We start from the raw sequence: 13063 nt of genomic DNA on the forward strand, positions 1-13063 counted from the left end.
CGGATGCGTGAAGGTCAGATCCTCCGAAAACGCGGGAAAAGCCGCAAGACACAGCGCAGGGGCAAGAAGCTGCGGAATGGTCCTCATCGTGATGCACCTCGGTTTCAATCGGGGAAACATGGCTGGGCAGGCGAAGACGGAACCCCGATGACCGGGGAAAAGCAGCAATCCGGGGCGCGCGCGGTGCGGCATTCAACTGCAGGAGAGGCGCGGCGACCAGGACCGGCATATCGACAGTTTCCGCCCGAAGTCGCGATCTGTCCAGAGTTTCCACGACTTGACCCGAAAAGTTGCGGGCGGGATCGACGGTTTTGCAGGCTTCCCGTGACCCGCCCGCCGCAGGATGGCGCGAATACCCTCAATCGGCGGCTGATTCCATGATCTGCGCCGTGCGACTTGTTCGTCAGCGTTGCGTTGGAACGATGCAGATGCGCATCGGGTCGCCGGAATTTCCGGCTCTTGTCCAGCAACCGGCCAAAAGAAAGACGGCCCGGAATCGCGCGATCCCGAGCCGTCCAAGACGTTCATACAGTCAGAGTGACCGGATCATTCCCACTCGATCGTGCCCGGCGGCTTCGAGGTGATGTCATAGGTGCAGCGGTTGATGCCCTTGACCTCGTTGATGATCCGCGTCGCCGTCTCACCCAGGAACTCGTGGGTGAAGGGATAGTAATCCGCCGTCATCCCGTCGACCGAGGTCACGGCCCGCAGCGCGCAGGCAAAATCATAGGTCCGACCATCGCCCATCACGCCAACCGTACGGACCGGCAGGATCGCGACGAAAGCCTGCCAGATATCGTCATACAGTCCGTGCTTGCGGATCTGGTCGATGAAGACCGCATCCGCCTTGCGCAGGATCTCCAGCTTCTCGCGGGTGATCTCGCCCGGGCAACGAATGGCCAGGCCCGGTCCGGGGAAGGGATGGCGGCCGATGAATTTCTCGGGCAGGCCCAGTTCGCGGCCAAGCGCGCGAACCTCGTCCTTGAACAACTCGCGCAGCGGTTCGACCAGTTTCAGGCCCATTTTCTCGGGCAGGCCGCCGACATTGTGGTGCGACTTGATCGTGACCGAAGGGCCCCCGCTGAACGAGACCGATTCGATCACGTCGGGGTAAAGCGTTCCTTGGGCCAGGAATTCCGCGCCCTCGATGGCGTTCGCGTATTTCTGGAACACGTCGATGAACAGCTTGCCGATGGTCTTGCGCTTGACCTCGGGGTCCGAGACGCCTTCCAACGCGCCCAGGAACAATTCGCTTTCGTCGGCATGGATCAGCGGAATGTTGTAGGTGTCACGGAACATCGTGACGACCTCATCTGCCTCGTTCAGGCGCAGAAGCCCGTGATCGACGAAGACGCAGGTCAGTTGGTCGCCGATCGCTTCGTGGATCAGGACTGCCGCGACCGAACTGTCGACGCCGCCGGACAGGCCACAGATCACCTTCTTGTCGCCGACCTGATCGCGGATCTTGCGGATCGCTTCCTGACGGTAGCTGGCCATGGTCCAGTCGCCGGTCAGGCCCGCCATACGGACGAAGTTCTCCAACATGGTCCGGCCATTCGGGGTGTGGTGCACCTCGGGGTGGAACTGGACGGCGAAGAACTTGCGCGTTTCGTCAGCGATCATCGCGTAGGGCGCGTTGGGCGAGGTGCCGATGACCTCGAAGCCGGGGGCAAGCGCGGTCACGCGGTCGCCGTGGCTCATCCAGACTTCCTCGCGCCCGCTGTCGAACAGCCCCGCAAAGATGCCGTCGCCCTTGTGGCCCTCGGCGGGCGCGATGAAGGCGCGGCCATATTCGGCGTGGTGGCCGGATTCAACACGGCCTCCCAGTTGCTCCATCATGACCTGTTGGCCATAGCAGATGCCGAAGACCGGCACCCCAAGGTCGAACAGCCCTTGCGGAGCACGGGGCGAGCCGGCCTCGGTCACCGAGGCGGGGCCGCCTGACAGGATCACCGCCTGCGGCGCGAAACGCTGCAGGAAGGCGTCATCGACCGTATTGAAGGGGTGGATTTCGCAATAGATGCTCAGCTCGCGCAGGCGACGCGCGATAAGCTGCGTGACCTGGGAGCCGAAATCGACGATGAGAAGGCGCTGATGCTGGGTCATGGACAGGCTTTAGGCCGGGTCCGGGACGTTCGCAAGAGGCAGCCTTGCCACGGCTTCACGGTTGCAGGGGTATTTGTGAAACAGTGAAGCCGAAAGCCCCTGGAAGAGGCACCGCGGCGCCGGGTTTCACCGTTTTCAAATACCCATGCGAGGGTGCGACCCGCAGTGTCAGCGCCAGAGCAGGCTCAGCGCCTCGATCGGATCATCCTCGGACCAGATTTCGGGGCCAAGCGCGATGAAATCGCTGATCGGGGCAAGTTGGCCGATCAATGCCGGAGTGAGCGAACCTTCGGCGACCACGGGGACCTCGATCGTCTCGGACCACCATTGGAACAGGTCCAGCTCGGCGATCTCGCCATGGCCAAGGACCGTGGCGCGGCAGGGGCCGAAGCTGACATAGTCTGCGCCTGCCTCGGCAGCGTTCATGCCGTCGTGACGCGACGACCCGCAAAAGGCGCCGACGATGGCATCCGCGCCCAGTTCGCGCCGGGCATAGCGGACGCTGCGTGCGCCATCGGTCAGATGGACGCCGTCAAGCCCGTGGCGCAGCGCGAGCTGGATATGGTCGTCGATGACGACTGCGACATCGCGGGCATGGGCGATCTCGCGTGCGAGATCGGCAAGACGGCCAAGGTCATCCTCGGTTCCGGCGCCGGGGATGCGCAGGCAGGCCACCGGGAAGCGGTCCAGCACATCGGCCAGCAGCGGTCCCACTGTCGAGGCCGTCGCCCCAACCGGGGTCATCAGGTAAAGCTGGGGCGAGTTCGGCTGTTCTGTCATGGCGCTGTCATCCTCGTGTTCGTTCAGCAGATAGCGCAGAGCCGTGCCGCTTGCCAGTAGGTCAAGCTAAGGATATGGCCCCGGCATGGAACCAGCGATCATTCTTGTGCGCCCGCAGATGGGTGAAAATATCGGCGCTGCCGCGCGCGCCATGCTGAATTTCGGGCTGACCGACATGCGGCTTGTCGCGCCGCGTGACGGCTGGCCGAACCCCAAGGCCATCGCCATGGCCTCGGGCGCGGCCGGCAAGGTACTGGATCAGGCCCGCGTCTATCCGACCCTGGCCGAGGCCATGGCGGATATCGATTATGCCTATGCGACCACGGCGCGGGGCAGGGAACTGACCAAGCCTGTGATGACCCCCGCACAGGCGATGGGTGATGCGCGCGAACGGACCGCCACCGGCGGCCGCGTCGCCGTGATCTTCGGACCAGAGCGCGCGGGACTGGAAAATGACGACGTGGCGCGGGCGAACGCGATCATCACCGTTCCGGTCAATCCCGATTTCCCCTCGCTCAATCTCGCTCAGGCGGTGCTTCTGACCGGTTACGAGTGGTCGCGCGACATGCTGCCCGCGCAGCCCGCTCCGCATGGGCGCCGCCCCGATGGCGAAGTGCCCGCGACCCGGATCGAGATCGAGAAGCTGGCGGACCATTGGGAAGAGCGTCTGGATGACGCCGGGTTCTTCTTCCCGTCGGAAAAGGCCCCGGCGATGAAGCTTACATTACGGAACCTGTGGTCGCGCCTGCCGCTGACCAAGGCCGACACCCGCATTTTCCACGGCATGCTGCGGCAACTTGTCCGCCGCGATTGATTGATTTCCCGGCCGAGGCCGGTCAAGGTCAGGGCCACCGACAAGGAAGCTGAGATGGCAAGACGCCCCGTCTTTCAGGATGTTGCCGAGGCAACGCCGCGTACGACGCCGCCCACCGGCGGGATGATCGAGACCGGCCCGCGCGGCGCGCGGACCGCGATCCGCATCTGGCTGGTGCTGCTTTTCGTCATGGTTGCATCCATGATCGCGCTTGGCGGCGCGACGCGGCTGACGGGCTCGGGCCTGTCGATCACCGAATGGAAACCCGTCACCGGAGCGTTGCCGCCGCTGGACGCGGCGACCTGGCAATCCGAGTTCGACAGATACCAGCAGATCCCCCAGTTCCGTGAGGTCAATCCGGACATGGACTTGGCGGGGTTCAAGCAGATCTACTGGTGGGAATGGTCGCACCGTCTGCTGGGGCGCCTGGTCGGGCTGGTCTGGGCCGTGGGGTTCTTCTTTTTCCTTGCCACCCGTCGCATCCCGGTCGGCTGGACCCCGCGCCTGCTGCTTCTGGGGGCACTTGGCGGCGCGCAGGGCGCGATCGGCTGGTGGATGGTCCATTCGGGCCTGTCGGGAGACATGGTCCGCGTGGCCTCATACCGCCTGGCGACGCATCTGGGGTGGGCCTTCGCGATCCTTGGCGTCATCGCCTGGTGGGTGCTGTCCCTTGGGCGGCCGGAATCTGCGCTGATACGAGCGCGGCGCGCCGGCGAACCGCGGCTTTTCCGCATGTCCACCGGGCTGATGCACCTGGCCTTCGTACAGGTGCTGCTTGGCGCGCTGGTCGCGGGGATCGATGCGGGCCGCACCTATACCGGCTGGCCGACCATGGGGGGCGAGTGGATTCCGGCGGAGCTTTGGGATGCTGCCCTGGGCTGGCGTAACTTCTTCGAGAACCCGGCGCTCGTTCAATTCGTGCATCGCATGGTGGCCTATCTGCTGACGATCTTTGCCGTGGTCATCTGGCTGCGCGCGCGCCGCTCTCCGCATCCGGTGACGCGCGGCGCGTTCACGGCGATGATCGCTGCGGTGGCGGTGCAGGTTTTCCTGGGCATCATGAACGTCATGCATGCCTCGCCGCTGCCGCTCGCGCTGTCCCACCAGCTTGGGGCGGTGCTGCTGTTCACGATGATCATCCGCGCGCGGCACCATGCCCGCTATCCTCATGAAACCTCGATACGTGGAACCGTCAGATGAGCGCCTTCGACGACCTCTTCGCCTTCCAGCGCCAGACCGAGGCCCTGAGCTCGATTGCCGAAAGGCTGGGCTGGGATCAGGAGACGGTGATGCCACGCGGTGCCGCCGAACAGCGGGCCGAGGAAATGGCCGCGATCGAGGCCGTCCTGCACGAGCGTCGCACCGACCCCCGGATCGGCGAATGGCTTGAACAGGCGGGGGCCGAGGATGACGAGGATCAGCGCATCCTTGACCTGATCGCCCGCGATTTCCGCCGCGCATCCCGCATTCCGGCGCGATTGGCGACGGAACTGGCGCGCCAGACCTCGCTTGCTCAAGGGGTCTGGGCCGAGGCACGCGCCAACGACGCGCCGCAGGATTTCCTGCCCGTCCTGAACGACATCCTGATGCTGAAGCGCGAAGAGGCGGCGGCGCTGGCCGATGGCGGCGACCTGTACGACGCGCTGCTGGAGGATTACGAACCCGGCGCGACCCAGGCCGAGATCGCGGCCCTGTTCGACGCCATGCGCCCCCGCCTGGTCGCATTGCGCGAAGAGGTGCTGGGTGCCGAATACCAGCCCGCGATGTTGCAGGGCCATTTCGCGCAGGAAACCCAGCTTCGCCTGGCGCGCGCCTGTGCCACCGCTTTCGGCTATGACTGGACCCGCGGGCGAATGGACATTGCGGTGCATCCCTTCAGCTCGGGGCGCTGGCAGGACAGCCGGATCACGACCCGCGTCGTCGAATCCGATCCGTTCAACTGTCTTTACTCGACGATCCACGAAGTCGGCCATTCCAGCTATGAACTGGGTATCGACAGCGATTATGCCTTTACCCCCTTGGGTCGGGGCGTCTCGATGGGTGCTCATGAAAGCCAGAGCCGGATCTATGAAAACCAGATCGGGCGCGGTCGGGCCTTTTCGGGCTGGCTGTATCAGCGCATGTCGGATGCGTTCGACGGCCTGTCCGTCCCCGATGCCGATGCCTTCTATGCGACCGTGAACCGGGTCACGCCGGGCTTCATCCGGACCGAGGCCGATGAGGTCCAGTACAACCTGCACATCATGCTGCGGTTTGATCTGGAGCGTGACCTGATCGCGGGACGACTGGATGTCGAGGATCTGACCGAGGCGTGGAATGCGCGCTTCCTGAAGGATTTCGGCGTCGCCGTGGACCGTCCGGCGAATGGCGTGCTGCAGGACGTGCACTGGTCGGTGGGGCTTTTCGGTTATTTCCCGACCTATGCGCTTGGCAATGTCTATGCCGGTTGCCTGAACCGGTCGATGCGGCAGGCGCTGCCCGATCTGGACCGCTTCCTGGCACAGGGCGACGCCGCCCCCGCGGTCGAATGGCTGCGCGAGAACATGCAGCGCCACGGCGCGCTTTATCCCCCGCGCACGCTGATCGAGAACGCGACCGGCGAGCAGATCAGCGAAGCACCGCTGCTGGATTATCTGGAAGAGAAGTTCGGCGCCATCTATCGGCTTTGACCGTGCCGCATCCGCCTAGCGTGGAGTCAGGCGCAGGCGGATGCCGTTCTTGCCGCGCAGGGTCAGGCGCATGACCGGGACCGGCGGTTCTGCCGGCGGGTCCAGCCGATAGGCACGGACCAGCGCCGACAGGATCAACGGCCCCTCGATCATCGCGAAGCCCGCGCCGGGACAGGCGCGCGCCCCTGCCGAGAAGGGGATATAGGCGTCGCGCTGGCAGATCTTGCCATTCTCGGTCTGCCACCTTCCGGGATCGAACCCGTCGGGATTGTCCCACAGGCGCTGGTGGCGATGCAGGTGCCAGGGCGACAGGACGACCTGCGCGCCCGCAGGGGCCTTGCGGTCGCGCAGGCTGGTCGCATGGCGGCATTCGCGGACCGTCATCGCCACCGGCGGATAAAGCCGCAGCGTCTCGCGGAATACGGCGCGTGAGATTTCAAGCTGCTTGACGCAGGCAAAATCGGGGGTCAGGGCGCGCTCGGCCTCGTCCGCGACCCGGTCCTGCCACTCGGGATACTCGGCGAGCAGGTAAAGCGCCCAGGCCAGGGCCGAGGCGCTGGTCTCATGCCCGGCAAGGAAGAAGGTCGCGACCTCGTCCACCATCTCCTTGTCGGTAAAGCGTTTCTGGGTGACCGGGTCGGGCGTGGTCATGATCTTGGTCGCCAGATCGGCGGGCGCGGTGCCCGCAGCGATCCGCTCGGCCCGCTCGCGGATCAGCGACTGGATAAGTCCCCGGATGCGCCTTGCGCTGGTACGCACGTTCCGACCGTGCAGACGCGCCCAGCGGGGCAAGGTCAGCAGCCCGCCGAGGTTCACCATCGGTTGCGCGGCCTGGTGTTCGCGGAAAGCGTCGAAAACCTGCGAGGCGACCTGATCCTCGATCGGGATCGAGAACAGCGAACGGAAGATGACATCCGCCGCAACATGGCCGGTCTGCGGCTCGATATCCGTTTCGGTTCCGTCGGCCAGCGGCGCCAGACGTGCGACCGCTGCCTCCGAGGCGTCCCACATCGCCGGAAAGGCCTCGCGCAGGCGGCCCCCGGCAAAGGCGATGTCGATGATCCGGCGCTGATGCAACCAGGTCGCGCCGTTCGAGATGAAGCTGGAATTGCCAAGCAGCGGCTGCAACCCCGCCGCCATGCGCGGGGATTTGGGGAAATCCATGGGGCGCCGGCGCAGGACCAGATCCACCAGTTGCGGATCGTTGCAGGTGAAGCTGTGGATGAAGGGGCCGCGGAATTCGGCCATCCACGCCCGGTAAAGACGATCCGACTGCGCGGACAGGATATCGCCGCGAAAATCGCGGATGAAACGCCAGACGGAACCCTTGCCCCGGCGCGACGGTGGTTTCGGCGGGATCATGTCGTGGTCCAGCCGTTCACCGCACGCGCGATCCGGCCGGGCGAATGCTGGCGCCCGGCGAAGCGATCCGCCAGCGTGAGCGGACCGGCGGTGATCGCGAAATAGTCGTACTCACCCGGACGGTCAAAGGCGCAAAGATATTGGAAATGCAGCCGGAACCACCTGCCGCGCAATTCCCGCTGCCGCTCTGGCGACAGGGTCTGGCGGAACGCGGCGGAAAGGATCAGCGGATGTTTGCGGTCCGGCGGCTCGACCCCGGATACCGCGACCGGGTCGCACAGCCCGAACGAACAGGCATCGCCCGGTGCGGTCACGTCGATCCAGGCCAGTTCGTCCCGCGCCGACAGCGCGCGCAAGTCCGCGCGCAAACGACTGGCGCCGGGCAGGAAGGATGCCATCGGCACCACCTGACCAAGCGACAGGAAGGCAAGCTTCGGCCCGTCCGGGCGGACGCGCCCCGACGCGATCAATTCCGCCAGAACCGACACGCCAAGGTAAGCGCCCGAACTGTGGCCGACGACCAGCACCTCGTCCCAATCCTCGGACAGCACCTGCGCGAGGCGGTCGGCAAAGGTGGAAAGCCGATCTTCAAGCGCGGGCGGATAGGCACCAAGATGCTGTGCGGTAAAGGCATAGTCATGCATCAGGTAATAGGCGAAGATCCTGCCGTCGATCCGTTGCCACAGCCGCAGCCCGATCCAAGTGATCGCCAGCGTGGCAGGAACACCCAGCCAGACGCCAAGCCCGGTCAGACGGCCCAGAAGCCAGCCGATCAGCCCACCAACAAGCAGCGCAACGCACAGTTGCGCCAGCAGGACGACGACCGGGTAAAGCGCGGCAAGGACCGGCCCCCGGCGCAGGCGCATCAGCCGAAACAGTGCGCCGGTGCCGATATAGGTCCAGGCGGTCTGCAACAGTTGGGCATAGGTCGCCGGGATCGACTGGCCCATCGAACCCTGGACGATATCGGCCCAGACCAGAACCTCGATTTCGGTTTCGGTCGGAGTTCCGTTGAAATTGCCGTTTACACCCCAGCCGAACCCGGTGCGGTCGCGGCGCGATCCGAATTCCAGGTCGTAGCCCGATATGGCCGCCTGCTTCGCGCCCTCGCGCTTGTAAAGCTCGCGGTAGCGCCGCGGCGGAATGGGATCATAGCCGGGAAGGTAAAGGATGCGGCGGCGAAAGGGTCGGGTCATTGCGGCTCAATTGCTTTGCGGCCGCAGCATAGGCCAATCGCGGTGGTGGACAAGCCTAGCTGACGCCCCAGCGCGCCTCCAGCGCCTCGATGGCGGCAATCCGGGCATCTATGCGCGGATGCGACATCAGCCACGCGGGAGTCGTGTTCCGGTTTCCGCTGAGCCGATCAAGTTTTCGAAACAGGCTTTTCTGCGGCCCGGTGCCCAGTCCGGCCTTGACCATCAGCGCGCTGGCAAAGGCGTCCGCTTCGAATTCGTCCTGCCGGGACAGCCGCGCGGCCATCGCTCCGGTGGCAAGTCCGGCGATCCAGACGCCGATGCCCGGCAGAAACCTGCCCAGCACCCCGGCCAGCACCATCCGCATCACGTTCTGGCCCGCGAAGTCGATCATCCGCCGCCTCGCATGTCCGTGCGCGACATGGCCCAACTCATGGGCGATGACCGAGGCAAGCTCGGCCTCGGTCACGTCGCCGCTGTCCAAGCGATCGATGAAGCCGCGGGTCAGGAAGATGCGGCCATCCGGCGCGGCCAGCCCGTTTACGGGCGCGATCTCATAGACATGGGCCCGGATCGGGGGCAGGTCCATCGCCTTTCCCAGCCGTTGCAGCATCGGCTTCAACCCGGGATGATTCAGTGGTGTCGAGCGTTGGTTCAACTCTGCCTTGAGCCGCAGGAGCGAGAAATACCACATCGCGAGGGCGTAAAGCAGGATCAGCAGGATTGGAGTCAGTTTCAGCATGGCAGGAATATGGGGTACCCGCGCGCGTCAGCCAAGAAGCCGCATCGCCTCGGTCAGGCCTTCCAGCGTCAGGGGGCGCATCCTGCCGTCGAAAATCCCGTCGACCATCTGGACCGAAGGCACATGGTGCCACTGGTTGCAGGGCACGGGATTCAGCCAGACATTGTCGGGCCAAGCCTCGCGCAGACGCCTGAGCCATGTCTCGCCCGCTTCGGCGTTCCAATGTTCGTTTGCACCGCCGGGGACCGCGATCTCATAGGGGGACATCGACGCGTCGCCCACGAAGATCGCCTTGTAGTCACGCCCGAAGCGGTTCAGCAGGTCCCATGTCGGCGTCGTTTCGGTCCAGCGGCGGTGGTTGTCCTTCCACAGAGCCTCATAGATGCAATTGTGGAAATAGAAATGTTCCAGATGCTTGAACTCGGATCGCGCGGCCGAAAAAAGTTCATCCACGATCCGCGAATGGTCGTCCATCGAGCCGCCGGCATCCAGAAACAGCAGCACCTTGACCGCGTTGTGGCGTTCGGGGCGGGTCTGGACATCGATATAGCCATGTTCGGCGCTTGCGCGGACGGTGCCCGGCAGGTCCAGTTCCTCGGCCGCGCCGTGGCGGGCCCATTGGCGCAGGCGCTTCAGCGCGACCTTGATGTTGCGAGTGCCGAGTTCGACGGAATCGTCAAAATCGCGGAACTCACGTTTGTCCCAGACCTTGACCGCACGCCGGTGGCGGCTTTCGTCCTGTCCGATGCGCACGCCTTCGGGGTTGTAGCCATAGGCTCCGAAGGGTGAGGTGCCAGCCGTTCCGATCCACTTGTTGCCGCCTTGGTGACGACCCTTCTGTTCTGCCAACCTTTCGCGCAATCGCTTCATCAACTCGTCGAAACTGCCCGGCCCCTGGATTGCGGCGCGCTCTTCGGGGGTCAGCAGCTTCTCGGCCAGCTTTTCCAGCCATTCACGCGGGATCGCGGCGTTACTGACCAGCGCCTCGACCGGAATGTCGTCCAGACCGGCGAAGGTCTGGGCGAAGGCGCGGTCGAAACGGTCAAGATGCGCCTCGTCCTTGACCAGGACGGCGCGGGACAGGTGATAGAATCCTTCGGGCGTCCAGTCCGAAAGCCCTGCCTGAAGCCCCGCCAGCAGATCCAGATATTCCCGCAGGCTTGCAGGGACTCCGTGCTGGCGTAGGTTCTCCAGAAAGGGGCGGAACATCAGGTCATCCGGCTGACCAGCACGGTCAGGAAGATCCCGATGACAGCGAATCCAAGGGCATGGGCCGCGGCATACTGGAATTTGTCGGGTCGGGTTCCGCCCAGTCGGGACGCGCGCCACCAACCGATAAGCGCGCCAAGGATGAGTGCTGCGATAACGATCATGTCATCGCAGATAGCCCTCTGAAGTCCGTCTGTCGAGTGGACTTCCGGGGCAGAGCCCCTTGAACCGCAAAGGGGTGCAGGTTAACTTGATTTCAACTTGTATTCGGAGGGCGTGCAGATGGCGCCCAAGCGTCCCGCGGGTGCGGACGCGTTCCCGAGAAAAACGGTCGAGCCTTTCGTCACCCGCCCGGCCGAGGACGGGCCGCTCTATGCGGCGCTGGATCTTGGCACCAACAGCTGCCGGATGCTGATTGCCCGACCCGCGGGCAGCCAGTTCCAGGTGGTCGACAGCTTCTCGAAACCCGTCCAGCTTGGGCAGGGGCTTGAGGCATCCGGCAGGCTTTCCCGCCCTTCGATGGCGAGGACCGTTCATGCCCTGCAAGTGTGCCGGCGCAAGCTTGAGGCGCATAAGGTCACGCGGATGCGCCTTGTCGCAACCGAGGCTTGTCGTCGTGCCCGCAACAGCCGCGATTTTCTGCGCATGATCCGTCGCGAGACCGGGCTTCCGGTGGAAATCATCGATGCCGAGGAAGAGGCGCGGCTGGCCGTGATCTCTTGTGCGCCATTGGTCAGCCACCGCACGGACCAGCTGCTTGTCGTCGATATCGGTGGCGGATCGACCGAGCTGGTCTGGATCGATCTTGAGGATGTCGAACCGACCGAGCGGCCGCGCGCAATCATGCGGCTGGCCGACGGCTTCCGCAATCCGGTGCCGGGTGGGGCGCGAGTGGTAGACTGGATCAGCGTGCCGCTGGGCGTGGCGACCCTGCGCGACCAGTTCGAGGATGTCGAAGAGGACGAGGGCCGCTTTGCCCTGATGTCCTGGCATTTCGAGGAGATGCTGGCCGATTTCAGCCCCTATTCGCTGACCCAGCGATCGGATGAGAAATTCCAGGTGATTGGCACCTCGGGCACGGTCACGACGGTTGCCGCCAGCCACCTGGGCCTGCGCCGCTATGACCGCACCAAGGTCGATGGTCTGACCATGACCTCGGCCCAGATCGACCGCGTGATTCGCGACTACCTGACGCTTGGCCCCGAGGGGCGGCGCGCCGATCCTCGCATCGGGCGCGAGCGTCATGCGCTGATCATGTCGGGTGCGGCGATCCTGCAGACCCTGATGCGGGTCTGGCCGACGACGCGCCTGTCGGTTGCGGATCGCGGTCTGCGCGAAGGCCTGCTATATGCGCAAATGGTCAAGGACGGGGTGCTGGCCCCCGAAGGATTGAACGGGGTAGCATGAAATGAGTGACGGAAAGAAACCGGGCGGCGAGAAGAAAAGCTCTGGCCGCGGGCAGCGTGATCTGCGGGTGCGGGTGAAATCGGCCAAGGGACGCAGGCTGTCCAGCACGCTGTGGCTGGAACGGCAGTTGAACGACCCCTATGTCGCGCGCGCCAAGCGCGAGGGTTATCGCGGGCGCGCCGCCTACAAGATTATGGAGTTGGACGACAAGTTCCACTTCCTCGTGCCGGGGGCCAGGATCGTCGATCTTGGTTGCGCACCGGGAGGCTGGTGCCAGATCGCCGTGGCGCGGGTGAACGCGCTTGGCGAGAAATCGGGAAAGAAGATCGGGCGGGTGCTGGGTGTCGACCTGCAAGAGGTCGATCCGATTGCCGGGGCCGAGATCCATCAGCTGGATTTCCTGTCCGATGGCGCCGACGACCAGGTCAAGGAATGGCTGGGTGGAACCGCTGATGTGGTGATGTCGGACATGGCCGCTTCCTCCTCGGGCCACAAGGGGACGGACCACCTGCGCATCGTTGCGCTGGTCGAGGCCGCGGCCCAGCTTGCCTTCGACGTGCTCGAGCCGGGGGGAACCTTCGTCGCCAAGGTGCTGGCCGGTGGCGCCGAGACCGAGATGCAGGCCATGCTGAAGCGGAACTTCCGCAAGGTCGCGAATGTGAAGCCGCCCGCCAGCCGATCGGATTCCTCGGAAAAATTCGTGGTGGCGCAAGGCTTCCGTGGCCGCGACGGCGCCGAAGGCGACCGCTTGGCCGAAGATGACGCGCAGGACGAGGGCTGA

Annotated in this window: 12 protein-coding genes; 5 read left to right on the forward strand and 7 right to left on the reverse strand. The window is 64.8% G+C overall.

What is annotated here, in order from left to right:
* Positions 1-546: 546 nt before the first annotated feature.
* Positions 547-2106, reverse strand: a complete 1560-nt coding sequence (guaA, locus tag RM190_RS15405) for a glutamine-hydrolyzing GMP synthase (protein ID WP_311760351.1) — start codon at positions 2104-2106, stop codon at positions 547-549.
* Between the two features lie 168 nt (positions 2107-2274).
* On the reverse strand, positions 2275-2886 hold the full coding sequence (locus RM190_RS15410; RefSeq protein WP_311760352.1) for a thiamine phosphate synthase: 612 nt from the start codon (positions 2884-2886) through the stop codon (positions 2275-2277).
* An 85-nt stretch (positions 2887-2971) separates the two neighbouring features.
* Here RM190_RS15410 and RM190_RS15415 point away from each other — a divergent pair, with 85 nt between their 5' ends.
* From RM190_RS15415 to RM190_RS15425, 3 genes are read left to right on the forward strand one after another with little or no spacing between them, the layout of a single operon-like run.
* A complete protein-coding gene (locus RM190_RS15415) occupies positions 2972-3700 on the forward strand; it encodes an RNA methyltransferase (protein ID WP_311760353.1) in 729 nt (242 codons plus the stop codon).
* Positions 3701-3754: 54 nt separating this feature from the next.
* Positions 3755-4900 (forward strand): heme A synthase, encoded by a 1146-nt coding sequence (gene ctaA, locus RM190_RS15420; RefSeq protein WP_311760354.1) that lies wholly within the window; start codon positions 3755-3757, stop codon positions 4898-4900.
* Positions 4897-6369, forward strand: a complete 1473-nt coding sequence (locus RM190_RS15425) for a carboxypeptidase M32 (protein ID WP_311760355.1) — start codon at positions 4897-4899, stop codon at positions 6367-6369. The genes ctaA and RM190_RS15425 overlap by 4 nt, the downstream gene beginning before the upstream one ends.
* Before the next feature lie 15 nt (positions 6370-6384).
* Here the strand turns inward: RM190_RS15425 and RM190_RS15430 are convergent, their stop codons facing one another.
* From RM190_RS15430 to RM190_RS15450, 5 genes are read right to left on the reverse strand one after another with little or no spacing between them, the layout of a single operon-like run.
* Complete coding sequence (locus RM190_RS15430; protein WP_311760356.1) at positions 6385-7731, reverse strand: cytochrome P450; 1347 nt, start codon at positions 7729-7731, stop codon at positions 6385-6387.
* Positions 7728-8927: a hypothetical protein gene (locus tag RM190_RS15435; RefSeq protein WP_311760357.1), complete on the reverse strand. Its 1200-nt coding sequence runs from the start codon at positions 8925-8927 to the stop codon at positions 7728-7730. Before RM190_RS15435 ends, RM190_RS15430 begins: the two co-directional genes overlap by 4 nt.
* Positions 8928-8982: 55 nt before the next feature.
* The gene (locus RM190_RS15440) at positions 8983-9666 is read right to left on the reverse strand and encodes a M48 family metallopeptidase (RefSeq protein ID WP_311760358.1); all 684 of its coding nucleotides are present in this window, start codon (positions 9664-9666) and stop codon (positions 8983-8985) included.
* 27 nt (positions 9667-9693) lie between these two features.
* Complete coding sequence (locus tag RM190_RS15445; protein WP_311760359.1) at positions 9694-10875, reverse strand: vWA domain-containing protein; 1182 nt, start codon at positions 10873-10875, stop codon at positions 9694-9696.
* Positions 10875-11039, reverse strand: a complete 165-nt coding sequence (locus RM190_RS15450) for a hypothetical protein (RefSeq protein ID WP_311760360.1) — start codon at positions 11037-11039, stop codon at positions 10875-10877. Before RM190_RS15450 ends, RM190_RS15445 begins: the two co-directional genes overlap by 1 nt.
* A 118-nt stretch (positions 11040-11157) precedes the next feature.
* Between RM190_RS15450 and RM190_RS15455 the strand changes: the two genes are divergently transcribed.
* Together RM190_RS15455 and RM190_RS15460 are read left to right on the forward strand one after the other, a co-directional pair.
* Complete coding sequence (locus RM190_RS15455; RefSeq protein WP_311760361.1) at positions 11158-12282, forward strand: Ppx/GppA phosphatase family protein; 1125 nt, start codon at positions 11158-11160, stop codon at positions 12280-12282.
* A 1-nt stretch (position 12283) separates the two neighbouring features.
* Entirely contained in the window at positions 12284-13063 is a 780-nt protein-coding gene (locus RM190_RS15460) for an RlmE family RNA methyltransferase (RefSeq protein ID WP_311760362.1), read from the forward strand.

It is taken from the genome of Paracoccus broussonetiae (assembly GCF_031854425.1).
In the GTDB taxonomy this organism is placed as follows: domain Bacteria; phylum Pseudomonadota; class Alphaproteobacteria; order Rhodobacterales; family Rhodobacteraceae; genus Paracoccus; species Paracoccus broussonetiae.

Coding starts and splice junctions, on each gene's coding strand:
- guaA (WP_311760351.1), bottom strand. CDS start 2,106: ATGACCCAGCATCAGCGCCTTCTCATCGTCGATTTCGGCTCCCAGGTC.
- RM190_RS15410 (WP_311760352.1), bottom strand. CDS start 2,886: ATGACAGAACAGCCGAACTCGCCCCAGCTTTACCTGATGACCCCGGTT.
- RM190_RS15415 (WP_311760353.1), top strand. CDS start 2,972: ATGGAACCAGCGATCATTCTTGTGCGCCCGCAGATGGGTGAAAATATC.
- ctaA (WP_311760354.1), top strand. CDS start 3,755: ATGGCAAGACGCCCCGTCTTTCAGGATGTTGCCGAGGCAACGCCGCGT.
- RM190_RS15425 (WP_311760355.1), top strand. CDS start 4,897: ATGAGCGCCTTCGACGACCTCTTCGCCTTCCAGCGCCAGACCGAGGCC.
- RM190_RS15430 (WP_311760356.1), bottom strand. CDS start 7,731: ATGATCCCGCCGAAACCACCGTCGCGCCGGGGCAAGGGTTCCGTCTGG.
- RM190_RS15435 (WP_311760357.1), bottom strand. CDS start 8,927: ATGACCCGACCCTTTCGCCGCCGCATCCTTTACCTTCCCGGCTATGAT.
- RM190_RS15440 (WP_311760358.1), bottom strand. CDS start 9,666: ATGCTGAAACTGACTCCAATCCTGCTGATCCTGCTTTACGCCCTCGCG.
- RM190_RS15445 (WP_311760359.1), bottom strand. CDS start 10,875: ATGTTCCGCCCCTTTCTGGAGAACCTACGCCAGCACGGAGTCCCTGCA.
- RM190_RS15450 (WP_311760360.1), bottom strand. CDS start 11,039: ATGATCGTTATCGCAGCACTCATCCTTGGCGCGCTTATCGGTTGGTGG.
- RM190_RS15455 (WP_311760361.1), top strand. CDS start 11,158: ATGGCGCCCAAGCGTCCCGCGGGTGCGGACGCGTTCCCGAGAAAAACG.
- RM190_RS15460 (WP_311760362.1), top strand. CDS start 12,284: ATGAGTGACGGAAAGAAACCGGGCGGCGAGAAGAAAAGCTCTGGCCGC.